General features: G+C 40.5%; 22 protein-coding genes and 1 pseudogene. All 23 read right to left on the reverse strand.

Features of this window, described 5'->3' with window-relative positions; translation table 11 throughout:
• Window position 1 precedes the first annotated feature (1 nt).
• Window positions 2-832: a universal stress protein gene (locus FK178_RS05195; RefSeq protein WP_146831689.1), complete on the reverse strand. Its 831-nt coding sequence runs from the start codon at window positions 830-832 to the stop codon at window positions 2-4.
• Between the two features lie 40 nt (window positions 833-872).
• Window positions 873-1,190: a P-II family nitrogen regulator gene (locus FK178_RS05200; protein ID WP_146831691.1), complete on the reverse strand. Its 318-nt coding sequence runs from the start codon at window positions 1,188-1,190 to the stop codon at window positions 873-875.
• A 19-nt stretch (window positions 1,191-1,209) separates the two neighbouring features.
• Window positions 1,210-2,229 carry a type II glyceraldehyde-3-phosphate dehydrogenase gene (locus FK178_RS05205; RefSeq protein ID WP_146831694.1) on the reverse strand — a complete coding sequence of 340 codons (1,020 nt, stop codon included), beginning with the start codon at window positions 2,227-2,229 and terminating at the stop codon, window positions 1,210-1,212.
• Window positions 2,230-2,311: 82 nt separating this feature from the next.
• A complete protein-coding gene (locus tag FK178_RS05210) occupies window positions 2,312-3,835 on the reverse strand; it encodes a vitamin K epoxide reductase family protein (RefSeq protein ID WP_205677218.1) in 1,524 nt (507 codons plus the stop codon).
• 30 nt (window positions 3,836-3,865) lie between these two features.
• Window positions 3,866-4,003: pseudogene (locus FK178_RS15840) on the reverse strand (heavy metal-binding domain-containing protein); the annotation flags it as partial.
• Between the two features lie 39 nt (window positions 4,004-4,042).
• On the reverse strand, window positions 4,043-5,125 hold the full coding sequence (locus FK178_RS05215; protein ID WP_146831699.1) for an NAD-dependent epimerase/dehydratase family protein: 1,083 nt from the start codon (window positions 5,123-5,125) through the stop codon (window positions 4,043-4,045).
• 269 nt (window positions 5,126-5,394) lie between these two features.
• Window positions 5,395-5,670, reverse strand: coding sequence for a DUF5676 family membrane protein (locus tag FK178_RS05220; RefSeq protein ID WP_146831702.1), 276 nt, complete (start codon window positions 5,668-5,670; stop codon window positions 5,395-5,397).
• A 15-nt stretch (window positions 5,671-5,685) separates the two neighbouring features.
• Window positions 5,686-5,901, reverse strand: coding sequence for an SHOCT domain-containing protein (locus FK178_RS05225; protein WP_146831705.1), 216 nt, complete (start codon window positions 5,899-5,901; stop codon window positions 5,686-5,688).
• Window positions 5,902-5,905: 4 nt separating this feature from the next.
• Window positions 5,906-6,148, reverse strand: a complete 243-nt coding sequence (locus FK178_RS05230; protein WP_146831708.1) for a hypothetical protein — start codon at window positions 6,146-6,148, stop codon at window positions 5,906-5,908.
• Window positions 6,149-6,276: 128 nt separating this feature from the next.
• A complete protein-coding gene (gene nhaA / locus FK178_RS05235; protein ID WP_146831711.1) occupies window positions 6,277-7,530 on the reverse strand; it encodes a Na+/H+ antiporter NhaA in 1,254 nt (417 codons plus the stop codon).
• A gap of 537 nt (window positions 7,531-8,067) precedes the next feature.
• Window positions 8,068-8,514: a hypothetical protein gene (locus tag FK178_RS05240; RefSeq protein ID WP_146831714.1), complete on the reverse strand. Its 447-nt coding sequence runs from the start codon at window positions 8,512-8,514 to the stop codon at window positions 8,068-8,070.
• Between the two features lie 82 nt (window positions 8,515-8,596).
• Complete coding sequence (locus FK178_RS05245) at window positions 8,597-9,136, reverse strand: DUF3347 domain-containing protein (RefSeq protein ID WP_168194562.1); 540 nt, start codon at window positions 9,134-9,136, stop codon at window positions 8,597-8,599.
• A 50-nt stretch (window positions 9,137-9,186) separates the two neighbouring features.
• On the reverse strand, window positions 9,187-10,989 hold the full coding sequence (locus FK178_RS05250; RefSeq protein ID WP_240793897.1) for an efflux RND transporter periplasmic adaptor subunit: 1,803 nt from the start codon (window positions 10,987-10,989) through the stop codon (window positions 9,187-9,189).
• 13 nt (window positions 10,990-11,002) lie between these two features.
• On the reverse strand, window positions 11,003-12,295 hold the full coding sequence (locus tag FK178_RS05255) for a TolC family protein (RefSeq protein ID WP_146831720.1): 1,293 nt from the start codon (window positions 12,293-12,295) through the stop codon (window positions 11,003-11,005).
• Window positions 12,295-16,131, reverse strand: a complete 3,837-nt coding sequence (locus FK178_RS05260; protein ID WP_146831723.1) for an efflux RND transporter permease subunit — start codon at window positions 16,129-16,131, stop codon at window positions 12,295-12,297. The genes FK178_RS05255 and FK178_RS05260 overlap by 1 nt, the downstream gene beginning before the upstream one ends.
• Window positions 16,132-16,224: 93 nt before the next feature.
• The gene (locus FK178_RS05265; RefSeq protein ID WP_146831726.1) at window positions 16,225-16,620 is read right to left on the reverse strand and encodes an HYC_CC_PP family protein; all 396 of its coding nucleotides are present in this window, start codon (window positions 16,618-16,620) and stop codon (window positions 16,225-16,227) included.
• A gap of 339 nt (window positions 16,621-16,959) precedes the next feature.
• The gene (locus FK178_RS05270) at window positions 16,960-18,210 is read right to left on the reverse strand and encodes a hypothetical protein (protein ID WP_146831729.1); all 1,251 of its coding nucleotides are present in this window, start codon (window positions 18,208-18,210) and stop codon (window positions 16,960-16,962) included.
• 101 nt (window positions 18,211-18,311) lie between these two features.
• Window positions 18,312-18,695, reverse strand: a complete 384-nt coding sequence (locus FK178_RS05275) for an HYC_CC_PP family protein (protein WP_146831731.1) — start codon at window positions 18,693-18,695, stop codon at window positions 18,312-18,314.
• Window positions 18,696-19,048: 353 nt separating this feature from the next.
• Entirely contained in the window at window positions 19,049-19,696 is a 648-nt protein-coding gene (locus FK178_RS05280; protein WP_240793898.1) for a helix-turn-helix domain-containing protein, read from the reverse strand.
• Window positions 19,697-19,979: 283 nt separating this feature from the next.
• Entirely contained in the window at window positions 19,980-20,399 is a 420-nt protein-coding gene (locus tag FK178_RS05285) for a hypothetical protein (RefSeq protein WP_146831733.1), read from the reverse strand.
• Window positions 20,400-20,464: 65 nt separating this feature from the next.
• Window positions 20,465-21,031 (reverse strand): DUF2911 domain-containing protein, encoded by a 567-nt coding sequence (locus FK178_RS05290; RefSeq protein ID WP_146831736.1) that lies wholly within the window; start codon window positions 21,029-21,031, stop codon window positions 20,465-20,467.
• A gap of 18 nt (window positions 21,032-21,049) precedes the next feature.
• On the reverse strand, window positions 21,050-21,823 hold the full coding sequence (locus tag FK178_RS05295) for a DUF6503 family protein (protein ID WP_146831739.1): 774 nt from the start codon (window positions 21,821-21,823) through the stop codon (window positions 21,050-21,052).
• 16 nt (window positions 21,824-21,839) lie between these two features.
• A complete protein-coding gene (locus tag FK178_RS05300; RefSeq protein WP_146831742.1) occupies window positions 21,840-22,538 on the reverse strand; it encodes a PepSY domain-containing protein in 699 nt (232 codons plus the stop codon).
• Window positions 22,539-22,552: the final 14 nt, after the last annotated feature.

Below are 22,552 nucleotides of genomic sequence, written 5' to 3' on the forward strand. Positions count from 1 at the left end.
GTCACATTTTAATTGTCATTACAGGCAATTCAGCATGGTTGGTTACCTTTTCAACGGTGCTACTGGAGAAGAGACTTAAAAATCCCGTGCGCCCGTGCGTACACATGGCAATAAGATCCACATTTTTGTAGGTCAAAAAATCATTTATTCCTTCCTCTACACCCGATTCGTTATGGACATTCATTGAGTAAGTTGTGAACCCTGGGAAATTTTCAAGAAAATCTTTTATAGGTTGCAGACTCTGCTCAATACTATTATAATCTGTTTTAGTATTCACCTTTAACAAATGGATACGTGCATCACATTTTTCAGCAAGTGATTTTACTTGTTTAAATTCTTCTTTAACGTCTTCTTTAAAATCTGATACAAACAAGATGTCTTTGAAAGGAAAGGATACTTCTTTATCCTTAACCACAATTACAGGAACATCGGCTTTTCTGACTATTTCTTCAACATTGCTCCCCAGAAATTCACGAATACCCCCTTTTGTGCCACTACTTCCTGTGATTATAAAATCGTGCTTAAAATGGCCGCAATGGTCCAGGATATTGTCTATGTCACCATTGTATTCCAAAAACGTTCTGCACTTTAGCCCTTGTTGTTCAGCTTTTTTCTCCAGTTCTCTCAGATCGGCTTTTGCGCTGCCGATCTTCAATTTTGTTTCGGGGTATAGATCTTCTTTTTGCTTATCTAATTGAACCCAATCGACAGGGGTATTCACTAAATGAAAAAAATGAATTTCTGAATTGTAAAATCGAGCCATCTTAAGGCCCAGCTCCGCGGCTTTATTACAGTTTTCAGAAAAATTTGTGGGGACGATTATATTATTCATGACTCAGGTTTTAATTTGACTAAAATTTTGCTTTTCTTTCTTATTGTTCCCTAATCCGGATCGTTTTGTTAATGTCGGTGATGTAAATGAGACCATCACCACTTTTACCAGTCCTTCCATGGGTGCGAATTAGTTCAACAATACTATTCACATCACTATTGTCGCAAACTATTTCCAGTTTTATTACTTTGCTGTGGAGAAAGGGAAGATCAAGAGAAGGCCATTCTTTGTCGGGGTCTGTATAATCTCCGGTTCCCTCTCCCTTAAAGACAGTTAAGCAACAATATCCTGCTTTTCTCAGACTGGAAACAACCTCCTGGATTTTACCCGGTCGAACAAATGCTTTTATTTCTTTCATAAATTAAGTTTTTACGTTACTAGTTTTGTAATACCCCTAATGTTCGGTTAGTTTTGAGAATAGAATCTTGAGCATTCTTTTCAAGACCTGTAAGTGCTCTTATGGCGTCAATAGTTTCAGGGATTACAATCGCTTGATTATCTACTACATATGCATAGAACAGTTCGTCTCCCTGTACCTTCAGCATATCTTCCCAAAGTGCTACTTCGTACATATCTCCCCAAGGCCGCCCCATGTCCAGAAACATTTCTTTAATGGTGTTATTAGAAACCAAACCCTGGTCATACCGGATCATCTTTATTCGTGTAGAAGTTTTAAAGGCATCTAAGACTTCATCTTTAGAGACCTTTTTCTTCAGTTTTACATTCCAGTAATGCATGTGACTTAGCGTTTCGGGTATCTTAACTGCTGCTGTTACTACGTCCAGTTCGGGATCCACACTCTTAGCATCTGGCCCCTGATGACTGGGTATATCTTTTTCGGGAACCATGGTATTCATTATTCCACCCAGATGGCTTTCCCAGGGATCTGTTGCTCTTCTCAACAACGTGCCACGAGCACTTTCTAAAAAATTTGCTCTTTTAAGCGCGGTAAGAGTTCTTAAAATGGAGGTGGTGTTGCAGGAAACTACGCGGGTAGCATTAATGTTTATAGCTGATTCATAGTTACTTTCAGCACTAAAAGAATGCCCTGTGGTTTCGTGTTTTTCGCCACCCTGTAGTATGAATTTAATGTTTTTTTCTTTATAAATCGCCACATTTTGAGCAGCAATCTTTTTAGGGGTACAGTCTATGACCAGATCTGACATCTTTAAAAGTTCAATTAAATCCCCCTCAACTGAAATCCCTTCAGATTTCATTTTGTCAACTGCATCTTGGGTGGCTGCATATATGTTGTAATTCTTTCTTACTGCATTTTGAATGCGCCAATCGCTAATAATATCACAGACACCCGAAAGCTTCATGTCGTCTTGCAAATTGATGGCATTGGCCACTCTTTTGCCAATGACCCCGTATCCTACTACTGCTATCTTTTTCATTATCTTAGATTTTCTGATTATTCATTAATTTATCTCTTTGTTTCGGAATGGTGGGTTAATTTGCGTCTCACAGTGGACCGTCTTATACAACATATTTATCCCAAAGTCCATAGGTTTCCTTTATTTTTCCTTTTGAAAAAGAAAGTGCCATTACAAAAAGGCCCGCTAAGCTGGTACTTAACGCAAATACTGTATTGACATCTTCCATAAACCAGGGCATAATGGCCAATACAAGGCCGAGCAAAACATTAAAGTAACGCAAGCTCCTAATTACCTCGGCCATGGCCATTACCGCAAATACAATTACAAGTGCCCCACCCAAATGATTTAAATCGGCAAATGGAGTTTCTATTCCAATCCCGAAAGCCGTGGGTGAGGCCATCAACCAAATCCCTAAAACGGTGGAGATCGTCAACATCCAGGGGAAGGACATTCCCCAAATTGAAGATTTAAATATTATCCATGGGCGGTCATTAAATTCTGCCATTTCAGGAGAACGTCGATCCGTTTCAGTGGACAGTGCTTCCCCACCTTTCCAGAACACTTCCCATACGGAATCTCCTTTTTGTTTTCTTTGAACCATATGTTGCCACATGGCAATCACTTCATCAATTTGTAATGGAATCATTGGAAGCATAACTATAGCTGAAAACAGGCACAGGGCACACCAGGCTCCTACTGAAAGCGGCTGTGAAACGATTAGAAAAATACTTACGATTCCTAGAGGAATTACCAAAATCCCAAAAAGAGTGACCATACACGGCATGGTGCGCCAACGGGCGGTTCCTCCCATAAATGCCATTAAAACTTCCAAAGTGTATGCAAGTGTTCCCAATGCAGCATCAGATATTGGAAAGGAGTGGGACATATCGGAATTTAAAACGGTCATGGTGCCGTCACCAAAAAATGGATCCCAAGCGGTATCTATATATCCCAATTGAAAAGCTCCCAGATACCTGGAGGCCAACCATCCTAAAAACGCCAGCCCAATCATAATTGAACGTTGTGGCCAGCTTGAAGGGTTATAGCTCCAACCCACAGGTACATCGCCCCCCATTTTCATATAGTTAATCATGTTTGGCATCCCGGGAATAAGAATGGTCAATGCAATAATCAAGGCACCAACCATGGTTCCGTTGTAATAGGCTATAGCAGTTGGCGCCCAGAAAATAAAGGGAGCCATACTGATCCATACCCCAATAAAGCAGCATATCCAAACGCTGTAGGGGCGGTTGGGTTTAAGGGAGCGCCAACCAAAAAACACCAGCAATATTCCGCTGATAATGTCGCTCCAGCGCATTGCTGCTATACGGTCGGCAAGGGAAAGCCATACATCCCTTCCGCCACTGGGTTCGACCACGTTCTTGGCGTAATCAAAGGTAAGGGGAGTGGAAATCATCCAGAATCCCAGCAAGACCACTACCCAATAGACCCAAAGGGTTTGCTTATGATGCTTCTTCAGCATTTCCATCCGGTCCTCTGCACTCATTTTCATACTACTCATATCCATGCCTTCACCACTGTGCTTGTGTGAAGTATGGTCCATGTTCATCATCGGGCGAGTAACACCTCGTGTGCCCATGCCTTCCATTTTGTGGCCTGACATTTCGTTTTTTGCGTCCTCTTTTTTCACCAGCGTCATTCCGCACTTCGGGCATTTGCCCGGTTCATCACTCAGGACCTCAGGATGCATGGGACAAGTGTACTGAACCTTTTTTGAAGATTTATCATCATTACCCGGATGGGCCATTGAGGAAGGATCATTTTTTTTCATAATACGATTGAATTTTGGTTAATGAATCTGCATTCCTGATCATTTATTCAAATGATTCTCCTGATAAAATTTCTTTGGATCGTCGTTTAAGTTTTTTACCATTTTTGGCAAAGTATCACGAAGACTATGTTCGGGTTTCCAGCCCAACAATTTTTTCGCTCTGGAGCTGTCCATCTCCAAATGGTCATTTGCGAGATCGATCATCCAGGGTTTTATAAAAGCTTTGCCGAACAGATTTTGCATAAATGCCCCGGCTTTGGCAAACCACTTTGGAGTGCCGATAATGGGTATTTTTTTTCCATGGATTTCAGTGCTTATTATATCCTGGAGTTCTTGGTAAGTGAGGGTTTCATCATCCCCAATATTCAGGATTACTTCGGCTGGGAGATCTTTTCGTTTTTCAACAGCTAAAGTCATCGCATCGATAACATCATCCCGGTGTACATAGGTGCTGCCATGGGCTGTATTGGCAGGATATAGTTTTGCTGTAATTTGTTTCTCGTAAATTCGCTGAACCTGATTGGTGATGGGTATTGAACTCCCCTCTTCACTGTAAACTCCGGCTATACGCATCATCACTATAGGAATTTCACCCCTTTTTTCGTGCATTACTTTTTCGGTTGTAACTTTCGATTTAGGATAATCCCATTTAGGTTCCAGAGGCGAATCTTCTGTTATTTTCACCCCGGGAGATGAAGGTTTATATACCAACATACTACTCGAGAAGATAAATTGCTCAACCTCAAAATCCTGCAGGTATTTTAGCAAACGCTCAGTACCTTTTACAGTCACTTTGTCGTACAATTCAGAGGGTCTCCCCAGAAAATCATAATAAGCCGCAAGGTGCACAACTGAGGCGATTTTGTTACCGTAGGCATAACGGATCCTTTCAAAAGCAAAGGCCATTCGGCTATCACTTGTGAGATCCACACAAACACATTCGGCTTCTACCGGTGGAAAAGGATAACCATCCTGATCAAATCCCACAACGTCGTATTTTTTAGCAAGCTTGTGAATTAAAGCTGAGCCAATCATTCCACTGCTTCCTGTTACAATCACAACCTCTCTCCCAAGATTCCCTTTCGACCCAAGACTATTTTTTAAAGGAGTTATACTTTCCATTGTTCGAAATTTTAATTATTATTCAACTTTCTTTTTGTTTATGCTCCTTGACTTTAATAGAAGATTATGAGATTGTTGCCTTTCACCAGCTTGTCCGGAGCAGCAGATCGGGTCCGGGCGACTTCATTTAACCGGAGAAATCGCTTGTAAACCCTGTAATGGTGCAAACCTGTACTTAATATCTTATAACTCTTCCACATTGTGAGCTGTTGTTGCAAATAATTGATAATAAGCCGCCTACTCATGTCGCTATTGAAGTAGCTCCCGAATTATTTAGCCTTTACTGTTACATTGTAAAATCCGGCCACACAAGCTCCAACAAGCCAGGCAATAATGAAAGTTTGAGCCAGACCTAAACCGGCTTCCCAAAGTGGTATATCCATTCGGATTATAGTGGAAGTGTCCAGGCCATGTAAGAGGCTGTTAAAGAATATTATTGTTCCTTCACGGCCCACCGTGGCCATCACTAATATACACCCCAGATAAAGGAGCGCTCCGGTGAGGCCAAGAGCCAAACCGAATTTTTTTACGTTTAATTGATACATAATATTGGAATTAATTTATTCATTCGATTCTAATACTTTCTTTTGTTCTTCAAACTGTTCCTTCGAAATTTCACCCCGTGCAAATCGCCTTTTTAGAATATCCAGCGGTTCTTCTCTTCTATTTCTTTTTCCCCACTGTGTAGGTATCAGGAAAACCCAAATAAGAAAGACTATCCAGATAAACCACCAAATGAGGTGCATCCCTCCAAAAAAACTGTCATAATCGTGCATAGCTTTATTTTTTTTGAGGTTCGTTTTTTACCTGATCTTTGCTGTTATTCTTTTCCCTTAAGTTCTCATCAGATAAGCCGTGAGTGTGATCTCCATGCCGCATAGGCATCATTAAATGAATGGCGAACATTACGATGATAAATGTAAACAGCCAGACATCGCCACCTAATCCTATTGATGGCGCCAGAAAGATGAGCAAAAGAGGTAAAACACATCCGATGATCATCCACAACCAGTGATTTTTCATTTTATTAGATTTTTTAGTTTATTTCCTGTTATTCTCCAATTTAGTTATTAAAACCCCACAGATATATGATATATATCAAGTCTTTATCAAACAATTTATTATAAATCAGGTGAAAATGCAATCAGTCTTCAATACGATTTCTTCTCAGCCTTTGATTCCTCATTAATCACGTGTTGAAGCAGCTTCTCTTTAAGTGCCTTTTCTTTGTTTCTTTTACTTTTATAGATCCAGATTAACGCTATTGACCCTCCCACAGCTGATAAAATTGAAGCAAAAAGAATGGACAGCTTGGATTCGGCTAACAAAAACTCATTTGAAAGAGATAAGGAAGAAATAAAAATTGACATTGTAAATCCTATACCCGCTACCATTCCTATTCCCAATATATGAATCCAATTAGCACAGGCCGGTTTTTGGCTCAAGCCTATCTTGACAGAAATCCAGGACAGAATAAATATGCCTACAGGTTTTCCTAGAAATAAACCTAAAATAATACCCATTCCAAGAGGAGCTGTCAAACCTGGTAGCATCCCGTCAACGAATTCAATATTTGTGTTGGCAAGGGCAAATAGTGGCAGTATCAAAAAGTTGACAGGTTTAACTAAAATATGTTCGAGTTTCTCGAGAGGACTTTCAACTGCACTATTTGGGGTTGTAGGAAGAGTTATAGCCACCAAGACACCTGCAATGGTGGCATGAATTCCCGAGTAGTGTATAAAGTACCACAAAAAAGCCCCGAAAATCAGGTATGCCCAGATGCACTTGACGCCTGACCTGTTCAGTATTAAAAGCGACAGGAATATTACTACAGCTAACAAGATATAAAACCAGTTTAGTGTAGTGCTATAAAATACAGCTATTACTAAAACTGCCATTAAATCATCAACAATTGCCAGGGCCGCAAGAAATACTTTTAACGCCACTGGCACTCTTTTCCCTAATAAACCTACTATGGCAAGTGCAAAAGCAATATCTGTCGCCATAGGAATGGCCCATCCTCCTGCAGTTCTTTCGCCGTAGTTTACGACCGAAAATATCAAAACGGGTAAACCAACACCCCCTAATGCTGCCATTACAGGTAAGGTACCCTTCTTAAAGGAAGACAATTCTCCTTCAATGAATTCCCTTTTTATTTCCAGACCAACCATTAAGAAAAAGATCGACATCAACCCATCATTGATCCAAAAAATAACCGGATAGCGGAGATGAATTAGTTCTGTCTCCCATCCGAATTCGCCGGCTAATAAACTGGAAAATTCATCTCCGAATTGGGAATTTGCTATTACTAAGGAAATGATTACACCAACCATCAGAAGAGTACCACCAGAACTACTCCAGTTGAAAAAATCCTTAAAAGCTTTAAGATTGATAAGATTAGCCATTTTTTTTGTTTATTCTTTGTCCATTACATCCTTTCAATAGGAGCTCTTTCTCTCCATTTTTATTACTGCTTTAGTTATCTCCGTTCCAAGAAGATAACATTATCATGAAAGGTCGGGTAGTTGTTACACTTATTTTATTGCGTAGTTTCATTATTATCCATTCTTATTCTCTTGGCCTTTCAAAACCCATTATTACTTTTGCAGGTACCAGTCTCTCAAAAACGCAAGAAAGAGAGCCAAAAAGAAAAGCACTACAAAAGCACATAAGGCAAAAAACTTTTCACTCTTCTTAATGCTTTTAGTTGCACAAGATTTCTTTTTTTGCTTTGCTTTATTTCTTCCTTCCCTGTAAGATCTCATGACAGATTTTTACGGTACTTATTATTCTCGACAGGTCCTAGCTTTAGATATTCCACTGGAATTGAACTATAATAAAACCCCGGTAATTCATGCATTGTGCCTGCCAATGGGCCGGTAAATAATGTGGGGGATAGGGGATAACTTACCGGCCCATATATGCAGGGCTTAATCTCTTATCTAACTTTTAATTTTTCCTGCTTCCAAAGCGTTTTTGTACGAAGCTTCCGATTTGTAATAGGCTACTTTGCCTCTTTTGTTAACTAAGACAATAAAGGCTTCAGATTTGTCAACTGCTTCGCCAGTCAACGGATCAACAGCCATACGGGCGGTTTCCTTTTCGTTGAGAGTTTCAACGCACATATTACAACAGCCATAATAGATCTTTCCATTTACTCCTATTGGAATCTGGATTTTGGCCATAAATGCATCATTCACCATACATACAAGTTCGTTGGGGACCTGATCTCCAATTTTATAGCTGTTGTTTGCCTCCACAGCATTTTCTGCTACCGGATCATAAAGCGTCTCTATATTTTGAACCTTTTCTTTCTCCTGTGAATTACAACCGGAAAACACAACGATGCCAAACAGTGCTAATGCGAAAAATTTTATTTTAGTTTTCATAATTTTGTGCCTGCTGATGGGTCGGTTGAAAAATTAAGGATGCGTAGGGAGCAACAACCGACCCATTTTATGCAGGTCTTTCTTATTTAATGGTTTCTTTTATACTTCCACATGTAAGCATCTTTCCTCCAAAAAAAGGATTTTGAATCTCTTCTTTGTGACTCAGCCAAAAGCCGCCTGAATTGCTGTTAGCCATTGGACAGCGGGCAAGATACAATTGGCTTTCCGCTACTCTGCCCTTAAGAAAATCAGCAAATTCACTGGAAAAATCCGAAAATGCAGCCTTTTGTGATTCCAGATCACGACTAGCAGCCAGCTTTGTTGCGGCTTTCTGTAATCGATCGGTCCCTTCTAATTTTACAAGAGAGCTGAGAAGTTGCTCTGCTTCCTCCTTTGCCAGTTCTTGATCAGATTTTTGTATCGCCGTCTTAAGGTTTAAATAACTCTCATAAGAAGCAGTAATTTTCCCGTTTTTAAACTCGGGAATTTCACTGTCCATCATTTTCATCTCACCCGACTCCATTTTTTCGTGATCGTGGTGCATCATTTTCTTCTCCTGGCTATACCCCAGACTTACGGTTAATAATAGTACTACTGCAGTTTTTACTTTTAAAGTTTTCATAGTTTTTAATTTTAGATATTGATATTTGATTTTCATTTATTACTTAATTCTTAATTTATTACGGATTTCACTTCGCCGCAAGTAAGCATAGCTTCGCCAAAAAATGGATTCCTGATTTCTTCGCTGTTACTTAGCCAGTAAGCACCTTTGTTATTATTGGCCATAGGGCAAAAATTCACATACAACTTCTGGTTAGCTCCAAAAGCCTCTACGATCTTTATTAGTGGCTGTGAAAGGAAAATGAAGTTTTCGCGTTTCCCTTCTATTGTATTGGCCTGCTTACATAGCTTGGTATGCTTGAACAAAAAATTCTTCTTTTCTTCCCAGAAATCTTTAGCATGACCAGATAAAACTTTTCCATCAAGTTTATCGAGAGCAGATAACAGCTGAGTACTTGATTCTTGTGTTTCATCAAGATTTCCTCTAACCAGTCCTTCTTTAAGTTCCAGATAGGCATCAATCACTTCATTAAATTGTTTTTTGAAAGCTTTTGGAACATCATTACTCATGTCCATTACATTTCCCTGGACAAACTCTGAAGTTTTCGTTTGCTCCGGCATGTCATCACCTTCTTCCATTTCCGTTCCGCCATGATTATGACCGGTCATTGCAGGACCGCCTTCGGGGCTCATCATACTGCGCTTCCCTTGCAATTGTGCTGCAGCATCTACCTTAAATACGCCATTGGCCACAACTTCATCACCTGCTTCCAAGCCTTCAGTGACCACATACAAGTCCCCTGCCTCGGGGCCTAGAACTACTTCCCTAAACTCGAAGGTGGGCTCTTCAAACTCTGGCCTCTTTAAGTAGACAATGGCTCTTTTACCGGTCCACAGGATGGAAGATTTTGGTATAACGAGTGCGTTTTCTAAATTATCCAACTCACTGTTAATTACTCCTTGAGCAAACATATCCGGTTTGAGTTTTCCTTTAGGATTATCTACTTCAGTTCGCACCAAAGCCACCCTCGTTTGGGGGTTAATCACCGGATCAATAAAGGTGACGGTACTTGTAAATCTTTGACCGGGCATCGAGGGAACAGAGAAACTGACATTATCTCCCTTTTTAATCCAGGCCAGATCCCTTTCATAGGCATCATAAAGAACCCAAACCTTGTTCAGGTTGGCGATGTCAAATAGGGGCTGACCTTCACCGACGTAATCCCCTTCACTTATATTTCTGCTGGTAACGGTTCCAGACTGTGTAGAATAAATGTCAAAATTATATTGCACCTTTCCATTCTCCTGGATATTCTGGATTTGGGTATCTGTTAAATCCCACTGTTTTAATTTCCTTACCGCAGCTTCTAAAAAAGAAGGATTAGTCTCTTTAAACCGTACAGCCTCCAGGAGTTCCTTTTGCGCCTGTACCAACTCCGGGGAATAGATAGAGGCTAACCTTTCTCCTCTTCTTACTTCTTGTCCTGTGAAGTTCACAAATAACTTCTCAATACGTCCCGGAAAACGTGCAGTCACAGCCGAAACATTGCGCTCATCTGCGGTCACCCTCCCTGTAAGATATATCTCTTTAGTAGGTGACCCTGCCTTTACAGTCACGGTTTGAATATCTGCAATCCTGGCTGCGGCTTCACTCATTTGTATCTCAGAGTCATTGACAGCTGCAGACGCTTTTACGGGTATCAATTCCATGCCGCATATAGGACAATTTCCCGGTTCCTCCTGTCTAATCTGTGGATGCATTGCGCAAGTCCAGATTTCTGATTCTCCTTCCTCATGGGCGTGTGCTTCCTCCAGCTGATTTTCGGTGGTGGCTGAACTTTCTGATGTTCCACCAAAAAAAAGCCACCCCAAGAGTAGGCCTGCTGCTAAAAAGCCCAGCCCAACGTATATCATTTTTTTATTTATTTTATTCATAACCTTCTCCTATTAAGTAGTTTATTCTGTACACATTGTTATTTCGTTCTGTTTTGGCCCTTGCCAGTTCCAAACCGTAGTTTAAAAGTTGGCGTTCCATTCGAATTATTTCCAAAACATTGTTTCTACCTGTAGATAGTTCTGTCTGGTAAAGCTCCAGTGATTGTTTGGCAATTGTTGTCAACCGACTGTAGAGTTCAACGTTTCGCACTGCGTCCACGTAATCGCGATACAACTGCTCAAGCTTTGTCTCCAATTCATTCTCCAGGTTTTCCTTTTTCAACTGGACTGCCTCTTGCTGCAGAATAGCTTCCTGGCGCATGGCTTTATACCTTTTTCTGTAAAGCGGCACCCGTATTCCTATTTGTGGAAAAATAAATGCATCCTGACCATTGTCTGGCAGTGCCATAGCCGGATCTAAATCTGTTCTTGAAGCAATATTGGTATAGGTCCCCCCAAGAGTAAAAGATGGTAAACCCATTTTTTTGGCTACAGTGAGCTGCTCTTCGAAACTCCTCGCCTGATGTTCGAGTTGTTCCAGGCGGGGGTTCTCAGCTAAGATCATTTCCAGAAGTATACTCTTTTCATTTAGAAGCTGTTCCTCCCAAAGACTTTCAGGGAACTCGAGAGGCTCTTGTAGTTCTTCATTTAGTAACTCCTCGAACTCTGTAAGCAGGGGAATCCTGCTGTCCTTTAAATATGCTAGCCTGCTTTCCAACTCTTCCTCTTCCAGTTCAACTTGTAGAACAGAAGAAAAGCCCGTTTTCCCGCTTTCGAACTGCACCTCTGCGATGCTCTTAAAGGAACTAAGCAGCGTCAGGTTCTCTTCTGTTACTTGTATCGCCATTTCAAGGTAATACAACTCTGTATAGGTAATTTTCACATCCCTAAAAAGTTCGAGTTTAGCATCTTCAAAAAGCTGTAGCCGTGCCTGCGCTCTTTCAGCCGCGACCCGCTCCTGGGCATCAAGGGTCCCAAACCAGGGGAACATTTGGCTAAAGGAAGCTGTAGCCTGTTGAGCTCCAACACGGGTTTCTACTGGTTGAATGAAATAACCAAAACTTATCTGTGGATCTGGCAACGTTCCTTCCTGGACTACTTTCTCAAGCGCAGCAAGGTATTCTTTGTAAAGGGATCTTATCTGCGGATTGTTTTCAGCAGCCAGCACCAGATACTTTTCTAAATACCTGCTTTGTATTCCTTCTTCCTGGGCATGGGAGTTAGTCGTCCACAAACCGAGAAAAAACATGATGAAAGCACTTATATTTATGATATTCTTTTTCATTACTTGTCTAATTCATTTAGTTGTTGCTCCTGTAATTTAGGATTGGACCATTTTTTCTCCTGCCACATACTGTATAGTACAGGAACAACGAACATTGTTATAGTCTGGAAGAGCATTCCTCCAAATGTAGGAATGGCCATGGGTATCATAATATCAGACCCCTTCCCTGTGGATGTTAGAATTGGCAATAAAGCGATGAGAGTAGTTGCAGTGGTCATTACAGCGGGTCTAACCCTTTTGCTTCCTGCCATTACAACAGCTCTTCGAATGGAATTTTTGTCCGTCGTTTTTTCTTCAGCAAACACCTGCTTTAGATAGGTTCCCATAAGTACACCGTCGTCTGTTGCCACCCCAAAAAGGGCAATAAAACCTACCCAGACAGCAACACTCAGATTTATAGGCCCAATTTGAAAGACTTCCCGCATATTCTCCCCAAGAAGATTGAAATCTAGGAACCACGTTTGGTTATATAACCAGAGGAGGATAAACCCCCCAGATAATGCCACAAATACGCCTGAAAAGGCCATTAATGTTGTTTGAACATTGCCAAACTGGAAGTAAAGCAGCAGAAAAATAGCCAACAAGCTAATAGGAATAACAATAGACAAAGTCTTCGCAGCCCTTAATTGATTTTCGTAGTTCCCTGCAAACTTGTAGCTCACTCCTGGAGGTACTACAAATTCTCCTGATTCAATTTTCTCATTGATAAGAGCTTGTGCATTTTCTACTACATCTACCTCTGCAACATCAGCTTCTTTATCAAAAATCACATAAGAGAGCAGGAAGGTATCCTCACTCTTTATGACCTGAGGGCCCTGTACATATTGTACTTCTACTAAATCTCCTAAGGGGATTTGTACTCCTTTGGGAGTAGGCACGAGTATTTCTTTAACCTCTTCTGGGTTATCCCTGAATTCCCTTGCATACCTAAGTCTAACGCCATACCTCTCACGACCTTCCACTGTGGTAGTCATTGACATCCCACCAACAGCAGCACTTATGATTCGCTGAACATCACCAATTGAAAGCCCGTATCGCGCAATGGCGCGCCTGTCGATTTCCAGCTCCATGTATGGTTTTCCCACAACTCTGTCGGCAAAAACAGATGGGGCTTTTACTCCAGGTACCTCCCGAAGAATATTCTCCATTTGCAACCCAACTTCTTCAATAGTCTCGAGATCTGGACCAAAAATTTTCATCCCCATGGGGGCCCTCATTCCGGTAGATAGCATGATTAACCTAGTTGCAATAGGTTGCAGTTTGGGTGCAGAAGTCACTCCCGGCAAGCTGGTGGTTCCTACTATCTCATCCCAAATATCGTCAGGTGATTTAATATGGTCACGCCACTGTCGGAAGTATTCACCCCCGGGATCACCTATCAGTTGAGAAACATCCAAATCCTCTCTTTGCATGGTTTCAGGATCAAAAACTTCCCCGTTCTTTAAAACGTATTGATCCTCATCGTTCACTTCAAATCGTTTACGACGCCCATTCTGATCCAGTACATATTCCGATTTATAATTTATTACATTCTCGAACATTGAAATTGGAGCAGGATCAAGTGCTGTAGAAGCCCGACCCCATTTGCCCACTGTCATGTCCACCTCGGGAATTGCAGTTAGTCTTCTGTCCAGAGTCCTAATGGTTTCAACATTTTCCTCCACCCCCGAATGAGGCATAGTTGTGGGCATCAACAAGAAAGATCCCTCTTCTAATGGGGGCATAAATTCTTCACCCGCACCCGGGAAGGTCTCACTTATTCCCAGCCAAACCTCAGTTTGCCTTACGTTATATCCAAGTTTATCAAAGCCTGTGGCAATAGGACTAAAGATCTTATCAAAACCCTGCCATGAAAAAAGCCCGAAGAGAATTATCATAATTGGTAGCGACAGAAATTTCCATTTATTTTCCAAAGCCCACCTAAGGATAGGTTGGTAATATTTTACCATCGCCATTAATATTCCCAGCACTATGACTATGATCCCTCCTACAAAAATGAGGTTGGTAAATTCCGATTGATCTGCACCAAGTGGTAACCACTCTCTGTTTAAGAAATACAGTACCCCAACTAATACAATTCCAATGTTTATATAGGTTGGATATTTACGCTTTTCTTCGGGCCATCGCGGCTCCAGAAGATTGTTAACTCCCAGGGCTATAAACATGATTCCTACCCAGGCAACTTTAAACAATAGGAAAACTCCTAAAGCAATAAGGGCAAAATTCCAGATCCTCCGGGTCCTTTTTTTTCCAAAGTTCATAGAAAAGAGCCCGTGTGCCAGTGCTGGAATAACAACGAGGCCGACGAACATTGCAGATATAAGTGCAAAAGTTTTGGTGAAAGCAAGTGGTCCAAATAACTTTCCTTCCTGTCCTGTCATAGCAAAAACGGGAATAAAACTAATGACCGTTGTAGCCAGGGCAGTTAATACTGCTGATGCAATTTCTATGGTTCCTTCATAAATGACTGCTATCTTGGGGCGACCTTTATTTTCAGGTAGCTCAAGATGTCGAAGTATGTTCTCTGTGAAAATCACCCCAACGTCAAGCATGACTCCAATGGCAATGGCAATCCCGGAAAGTGCCACAATATTGGCATCTACTCCTGCATACTGCATGACAATAAATGTCATAAGTACCCCAATAGGCAGCAGACTTGAGATCATAATGGCTGCCCTTAAATTCAGAACAAGAACTATAACGACTATAATACTTATGAGGATCTCCAGAATAAGAGCCTCTTCCAGTGTTCCCAAAGTCTCATATATTAGCCCTGAACGATCGTAAAAGGGAACAATTGTAACTTTTGATACTGTTCCATCGGCTAAGGTTTTGCTTGGTAACCCCGGGGCTATATTCTTTATTTCCTCTTTTACATTATTGATAACAGCCAGGGGATTTGAACCGTACCTCGCCACAACCACAGCTCCTGTCGCTTCTGCACCTCCTTTATCCAAACCACCTCGCCTGGTGGCCGGGCCCATTTGAATTCTTGCAACATCTTTGAGACGAATGGGGGTGTTCTCGTTGACGGCGACCACTGCTTCTTCCAGGTCTTCCAGGCTTTTAATGTATCCCAGACCCCGCACCAGGTATTCTGCACGGTTAAACTCGATGGTACGGGCGCCAACATCGAGGTTGCTTTCCCGTACCGCCTCCATGATCTGTTTTACATTTACCCCATAGCTTTTCATAGCGGTAGGATCAATCTCAACCTGGTACTCCTTGACGTATCCACCAATGGAAGCTACCTCGGATACGCCTTCGGCAGCAGATAGGGAGTATTTGACGTAAAAGTCCTGGATGGTTCGTAATTCCTGTGGATCCCAACCTCCGGTTGGTTCCCCGGTTTTAGGGTTCCGGCCTTCCAGGGTGTACCAGTAAACCTGTCCCAGGGCTGTGGCATCAGGGCCTAGAGCAGGTTGTACATCTGCAGGCAGCGTACCGGCAGGAAGAGAATTTAATTTCTCTAAGATCCTGGATCGGCTCCAGTAGAATTCTATATCCTCTTCAAAAATTATATATATACTGGAAAGACCAAATAGTGAACTACTGCGAATGGTTTTTACTCCGGGGACTCCTAAAAGTGTAGTGGTGAGTGGATAGGTGATCTGATCTTCAATATCCTGGGGCGATTTCCCCATCCATTCGGTATAAACTATTTGCTGGTTTTCACCAATATCGGGTATAGCATCTACGGGAACGGGATCTCTTGGCATCCAGTCAAGTTCCCAATTAAATGGTGCTGTAGCCACCCCCCAGGCTATAAACGCAACCGTCAGTAAAGCGGTCACTAACTTATTTTCTAAAAAGAATTTAATTGTTCGGTTAAGCATAAATTTTGATTACAGTTAATATCGGCCAAAAAAGGCAATAGAATCGGCCACATTTGTTATGAACAATGTGGTCATGCGGAAATTAACCTGTAATCAAATAAGGAAGGTCTGGTCGAGCACCTGTATGTCATAGACCAGTAAAGGTGGAATATAATTGGCAAAAGGAACATTATGCGCCGGCTGTTCCTCAAAAAGACCGGTTAAGGAATAGGTGAAACTTGCAAGAAATACTTGCTGATCAAAATTGAGATCATAAAAAGATATCTTTAGATCTTTCTGGCCATCAATAGCTACTGAATCCTCGGAACATCCTTTTTCATCAGATATTCCCGAATCGTGTTCCATTCCGCAGGTTTCAGCTTGAGAAAAAATGGCCTGATCCACAAGAAAATCTCCACAAAAATGCTTATTCACAGTAAAAGACATAGTAGATAAGAACACCAAGGATGCCAGAAGAGAAGATGATATTTTGTACAGGATGGATTTCACAGTATTTTTTCTTTTACTCTTGAATTGTTAGATTTTCTGCTGGATTACATGTAAAAAAAGTTTTAAGTATATCTTATTTCCCAAAAGTAGCAGGTTTATCACTGTAATAATATGATTAAAATCATATTCCCCTCTTTTTCTCAGTTTTTTCAGTAGCGTGAGACTTAGGTGGATAAGGGTAAAATTCTGACCAGACGATTAAAAAAATAATAACAATAGACAAACTTTAAACTTCCGGGTATGTTATTTTCAAACACCTCACAGTTTTATTGAAAAGAAGAGTAAAGTGGAGAGCTTACTAACGCCCTCCACTTTTAATAAATTAAGAATATTCCGACCTTAAAAACTTATTACAGCTTCAAGCACCAGACCATTGAATTTTCCTCCATCAAACCTTGTACCCGGTACAAATCCGTTATATTCCTGATTAACATACTCCACTTTAGCAAGTATATTTTTGGTCATAAACCAACCTGCTGACAACTGGTATCTTGCGATATCAATATCATTCCCGGACTCCTCACCGTCCACAGTATTGTATCTTCCGGCCACGTAATAGTTTTCATCAGCCCCAAATCTATAAATAAGATCTCCGGCAAGTTGTGTAAAGATCCTTTCCTGTGCTTCGGTTGTACGTTTACCGGAAGCCCTTTCAAAAGTTCCGAAAAATTCCAGTCCTCCCATTTTAATAAAAGGGTTGATCATAAAGGCAGTCATCTCGTTCCCAAATCGTGGATTGTACCTACCGGAAGTGAATCCATGAACATCTGGTAACTCCATTACTTCATAATATCTCGACCCTGCACGATCACCCCCATACAAGGATACATTAGCATTTTTATTGGTATGGTAAACCGAGCCGGTTAATCTGAATCTAATGTTATTACTCAGTAATCCATCGTAACCTGCTTTCGCCAGAAAGGAAGGACCTGTTGCATCTGGATTTGTAACGCTTTGATTTAATTTGCCATTAGTCGCACCTACCATTCCAATAAATCCGTTGTTCCTATAGTAAACTTCTGCACCAACTTCTGTTGTAAATGAATCCATAATGTAATTCCCCACGAAAGGATTATATATAGCCTGGGCATTATCTGTTCGCCGGAAGTGAGCATCACCATAGTTGTTTTCCATATGTCCAATTTTGACAGTTACATTATTCATTAGACCTTCCATGAACCCGGGGCTTATAAAATCCAATTTATCGATCAAAATGTATCCACTTTTGACGTAAGGTTCATTATGGTGACGTGAAGACAAATAGGTTCTAAGATGCATACGCACCCCGTCATATAACTGAACATCAAGGTCCAGATTGGCTGTTGGCAAGTTGAAATTGCTTCCTATTGTTGACAGAGGAACAGTACCTGAATTTTCATGTTCCAGGGCCTGAAATTGTATTGTAGAGGCACCACCTATTCTCACTTCCACTCCATCAAAAGTACTTATGGTATCTTTGGGTGCTTCGAAGGTGTTTATACCTCTTTTATCTGGTGCCCTAAAATTGTCCAAATCCCGTTGCTGGGCCTGCATCTGGGAAGCTAAGAGAACAAAGAGAATTGCGCTTAGATTTAAAATTGAAGTTTTCATTGTAAATGATTAATAAATTAATAGTATTAAATTTGAAAAAAAAGGAACCGAAATTCCTATGAATTAGGAGCTATTGGTTCGTTACGTGGTGTACAGAAGTTTTAAATTAAAAACACTTCAAACAGTACCTGGTAATCTTTTTTTATCAAAGGAGGCTTGTAATAATAAGAGGAAAGTTCTTCTTTTTCTGGAAGTGAAGAGTTCATCCTGATAGCGGGAGGAACAGTGCAAAAAAAGGATTCTAATTGGAAGGAAGGCGAAGAAACTTTTAAATCTTTCTGACCCGTTTTTTGGATAGTTTTATTGGAACAGCAGGTATCCTCGGCAAAATATTCGCTTTCCACTGCTAAGTCGCTACTACAGCTCCTGGCTTTTTTATTAAATGCGAAGTCTATCATTTTACCACTGCAGTAATGCGCATCCATGGTAACTGGCGATGTTGAAAACAGTACAAGTAGCGAAAGAAGAATAGAAAGTAGTTTCATTGCTAAATAATAAAATTCGAGACAACTGCTCCTTGGAAACAAAACTATCAAAAATACAAGGTGGAAAATATGATCTTTATCAGTTTTGGCGAATTTTAATTATTTCAAATAAGGCCCCTGTTTTTTGTTGTTCATCATAAAAAGTAGTTGCCCGTTAATTAAATAGATGTTCTTTTAATAATAGCTCTCAAATATTAAAAAATCAACTATTATTTTCATAAATATGAAAATAAAAGATTAAGAACTATTGCTAAATTAAAAGTTTCAGAAGCGTGTTTTCTCCTTTGCGGGCTTGAAAAGATTAATATGGTATTTTATCCTATTTCTTGGATTTTAAATTACTTCGGTAGAATTCATAACATGTTCAGGTCTACTTCTCTTTGAGCTTTTTGAAGCCTATAGTCCGAAGGACTCATACCGGTTGCTTTTTTGAACTGAGTAGATAAATAGGTAGCGCTGCTGTACCCTGTTTCACTGGCAACTTCCGAGATGTTCATCTCATTATATTCAAGTAATTCTTTTATACGTTGAATTTTGACTTGGTTCTGAAATTCCTGTATAGTCTTACCTTCTATTGCTGTAAAAACCCGGGTGAGATGACTGTAGTCGTAATAGAGACATTCACTTAAAACCTTTGACAATTTTCCGCTGCCATAGTCATCCTCTTTATAAATACGTGCTGTAATTATTGATTTTATCTTGTTGACAAGCTGCTCATTTTTATCGAAAAGTATCTCGAACCCTACCCGCAAGAATTCTTTCTGAATGGCAGACATTTCTGCAACAGTCAAGGGCTGTACCAGTACTGCTTGCCCCAGGGACACTTCTTGATACGTAATTTTTAATTCTTCAAGAATTTCCCTTACGCTTCTTTTGCACCGTTGACAAACCACATTTTTTATATACAGTATGTTTTCTTCCATATTAATAATTTCAATTACTATTAAACTTAATACCATCCCATACTTTACAGGAATGCTATTAACGTGAAAAGTTGACATTGTAAAAACAAAAGCTTCATCCCGGTTTTAACCTCTTAATCAGTTAAAACCTGGCCCAATTTATTTCAGGGCAGCCTAAAATTTTCTATGGCCGCCATTGGTGGCTTAGCCAAAATTGGTATTCCTGGCCCCTTTTAAAAATCAAGAATATATCTTATCCTGTATCATTCCATTTTGCGTGGTTTGGCGGGTTTGACTGTAAACTTTGCTTAGCCGCAGAAACTTTATGTTCTATACTCAAGATATTCCGCCACTCTAAATTAGGGGCACTTTCATTAAAGGCTCATTCAGCCTTTTTTGATTTTTTATAATTCTCTTCCGATTCAAAATAATCCACCTTTCCCTCTTGACCTGCTAAAACTATGTAAGCAGTAGCTTTATCCACAGGTTTTCCGGAAAATGGATCTTCTGCCATCCTTGCCGACTCCTCGTTATTTAACTTCCCTACGCACATTTGGCAACAGCCATAATAGGTTTTCCCCTCTACGGGCACAGCAAGTTGTGGTTCGCCCATATAGGCGTTGTTTACCATACATACCAATTCATTTGGCAGATGGTCGCCTATTTGGTAGTGGATCTGTTTATTTTCATTAAAGATCATTTCTTGGCCCTCATTTTTTTCTTTTTCTGTGGAAGAATTACATGAAATCATTGAAAATGCAATTAGGACTATTCCTGCCACAACTTTTACTGATTTTTTCATTTTGATTTAATTTTAGGTGTGCCGACTACAGCACTTTTTCACTGTTTTTAGTTTATTCAAATTTATTATTCGGCAACCTGGAATGGGACTTTGATCTTTGTTTTTTCCCAGGCCAATGAAATAATTCCTTTGTCCCCTCCTTCTTCTTTTACCTCATAAAGCAAGGCTTCCTGGTGTTCTTCAAGTTTTTCCGGAGAAATTTCTATGGCAAGAATGTTCTCGCTTTCATCATATTCATCCTTGCCGTGCTGGTCCCATCGGGAATTGAACATTACTGTCCAATTTTCTTTTCCGGGGATTACAAAAAGACCATATTTTCCGGCGGGTAATGTTTCATCACCAATTACCAATTCTTTGTCGGTTTCTATCCAGGTCGCTTTATGTGCCCCGGCCTGCCAAACCGTATTATAGCCAACCAATCCCCCAAATATAATCCTGTCACGTACCCTCGGTGAAGAATAATCTATATGGATATGTGCCCCATTAATCATGGCCATAGCAGTGGTGTGAGGACTTAAAACTTTTTGGTTGGTGTTACTTTTTTCCTGTTGATGGTCTCCATGTTGGGCTTGCATTCCTTTTACGGTAAACAATGCAAACAGTATGTAAAAAATGTACTTTGTAGTTTTCATGGCAATTGTGTTTAAATGTTAGTTATTCTTGTTTAATTTTACGTTGATATTTTCAGTGTTGATATTTGAGAAAAACTCCAGTTCCCCTGCTTCATACAGGGAATCCAAATGCCGCAAGGGGGTTGAAAGCATATTGGTTTCATAGTTTTGGTAATCTACAAACCGGATTCCTTCTATGATCCTTGGATTCACCGCTTTCCTAAATCTTAACCCGCCATTGTTCGTGAAAAATTGATACGCCAGATAATCAACAGTGAAATTTTCTTTGTGGATCCAGTAGACAAATTTATCATGATGATCTGTCCCGCCGCCTTCTTTTCGAAAGCTTACTTCAACTTCATAATAGGGTTCGCTTTCTACTTCATCCTCTCCTGACAGTTTTTTTATCGCGGCCGGGGAATTGAGTACGAAGGGTAACTGCACAAAATAGTGGACAGAATTTACCCCATCACTTATCCTGGTAACCATCGAATCTGGAACAGTGACAGCTTTGTTGTTTACAAAACGCCTCAAGCCCTCATTGCTAAGAATATCATGTGTAGTCTTGCCGGTGGAATCATTTACAGTACGCTCCAGCCGGAACATATCGCTATTGCGTGTGCTCTTATATATCCTGTGCCTAAATGTGAATTCGATTTCAGCATTTTCATAATTTTCCCCACCGGAGGCCTCTATACTTTTCTGTATAATTTTCCCAGCTTCTGATTTTTTTTCGGAAGTACCACAAGACAGCGATATTACTGAAACCAGTATAGCTGTTAGGGCTGTTTTTTTGCGACACAAGTTTTTCATTTTAGGTACTCCCATTTTAGAATTTTTTGAGTATTTTTCTAACCGAAGGAGAGGAGATATACCAGAGTACAAAGCCACTCAGCACCGTTATAAATCCCAACAGGGAAAAGATACGCAGCACAAGGTTGTTAAAATCATCCCTGCCCTCATAATCCATGGTATGCGTCATCCACAAGAAATCAAACCAGCGCCAATCCCGGTGCCTTAAGGTTTGAAAGGATCCATCTGAAACTGAAACATATGCTTTTATGTTTTCAGCGGTTTCGTAAGAAATCACGTAGGCAGGCAACCGCCCGCCACGGTATTCGTGATGATCTCCCGTTTCTTCAATCATTTCAATTCCCGAAATCATAAGATCTTCCCGCATGTATTTTCCAGCGATTGCAAGAGCTTCCCCTTCAGTTATTCCGTGTTTTTCCTCCCCGGTTTCAGCGTCTATTAATATTTCATCGTTTACCAAATAAAAAGGTTTTCCCGCTATATCCTTAAGCTGAAGGGATTTTACACCCCCGGGCAGTTTTGCGGGGGCTATTAAACTACTGAAGACTGCCTGTTCCACATGATGTTTCCTGAAGTGGTCGCCGTGGATCTCATCAATATCTGTCCAACTAAAATACATCCCGCTTACTGTCCACATAATAAATTGGATCCCAATGAATAGCCCCAGATAGCGATGGGCTTTTCTTAATTTTAATGCAGTTTTCCTTTTGACCACTATTATTTTTTATT

The organism is Antarcticibacterium arcticum (assembly GCF_007993795.1).
Lineage (GTDB): Bacteria > Bacteroidota > Bacteroidia > Flavobacteriales > Flavobacteriaceae > Gillisia > Gillisia arctica.

Coding starts and splice junctions, on each gene's coding strand:
- FK178_RS05195 (WP_146831689.1), bottom strand. CDS start 832: ATGAATAATATAATCGTCCCCACAAATTTTTCTGAAAACTGTAATAAA.
- FK178_RS05200 (WP_146831691.1), bottom strand. CDS start 1,190: ATGAAAGAAATAAAAGCATTTGTTCGACCGGGTAAAATCCAGGAGGTT.
- FK178_RS05205 (WP_146831694.1), bottom strand. CDS start 2,229: ATGAAAAAGATAGCAGTAGTAGGATACGGGGTCATTGGCAAAAGAGTG.
- FK178_RS05210 (WP_205677218.1), bottom strand. CDS start 3,835: ATGTCAGGCCACAAAATGGAAGGCATGGGCACACGAGGTGTTACTCGC.
- FK178_RS05215 (WP_146831699.1), bottom strand. CDS start 5,125: ATGGAAAGTATAACTCCTTTAAAAAATAGTCTTGGGTCGAAAGGGAAT.
- FK178_RS05220 (WP_146831702.1), bottom strand. CDS start 5,670: ATGTATCAATTAAACGTAAAAAAATTCGGTTTGGCTCTTGGCCTCACC.
- FK178_RS05225 (WP_146831705.1), bottom strand. CDS start 5,901: ATGCACGATTATGACAGTTTTTTTGGAGGGATGCACCTCATTTGGTGG.
- FK178_RS05230 (WP_146831708.1), bottom strand. CDS start 6,148: ATGAAAAATCACTGGTTGTGGATGATCATCGGATGTGTTTTACCTCTT.
- nhaA (WP_146831711.1), bottom strand. CDS start 7,530: ATGGCTAATCTTATCAATCTTAAAGCTTTTAAGGATTTTTTCAACTGG.
- FK178_RS05240 (WP_146831714.1), bottom strand. CDS start 8,514: ATGAAAACTAAAATAAAATTTTTCGCATTAGCACTGTTTGGCATCGTT.
- FK178_RS05245 (WP_168194562.1), bottom strand. CDS start 9,136: ATGAAAACTTTAAAAGTAAAAACTGCAGTAGTACTATTATTAACCGTA.
- FK178_RS05250 (WP_240793897.1), bottom strand. CDS start 10,989: ATGATATACGTTGGGCTGGGCTTTTTAGCAGCAGGCCTACTCTTGGGG.
- FK178_RS05255 (WP_146831720.1), bottom strand. CDS start 12,295: ATGAAAAAGAATATCATAAATATAAGTGCTTTCATCATGTTTTTTCTC.
- FK178_RS05260 (WP_146831723.1), bottom strand. CDS start 16,131: ATGCTTAACCGAACAATTAAATTCTTTTTAGAAAATAAGTTAGTGACC.
- FK178_RS05270 (WP_146831729.1), bottom strand. CDS start 18,210: ATGAAAACTTCAATTTTAAATCTAAGCGCAATTCTCTTTGTTCTCTTA.
- FK178_RS05275 (WP_146831731.1), bottom strand. CDS start 18,695: ATGAAACTACTTTCTATTCTTCTTTCGCTACTTGTACTGTTTTCAACA.
- FK178_RS05280 (WP_240793898.1), bottom strand. CDS start 19,696: ATGTCAACTTTTCACGTTAATAGCATTCCTGTAAAGTATGGGATGGTA.
- FK178_RS05285 (WP_146831733.1), bottom strand. CDS start 20,399: ATGAAAAAATCAGTAAAAGTTGTGGCAGGAATAGTCCTAATTGCATTT.
- FK178_RS05290 (WP_146831736.1), bottom strand. CDS start 21,031: ATGAAAACTACAAAGTACATTTTTTACATACTGTTTGCATTGTTTACC.
- FK178_RS05295 (WP_146831739.1), bottom strand. CDS start 21,823: ATGAAAAACTTGTGTCGCAAAAAAACAGCCCTAACAGCTATACTGGTT.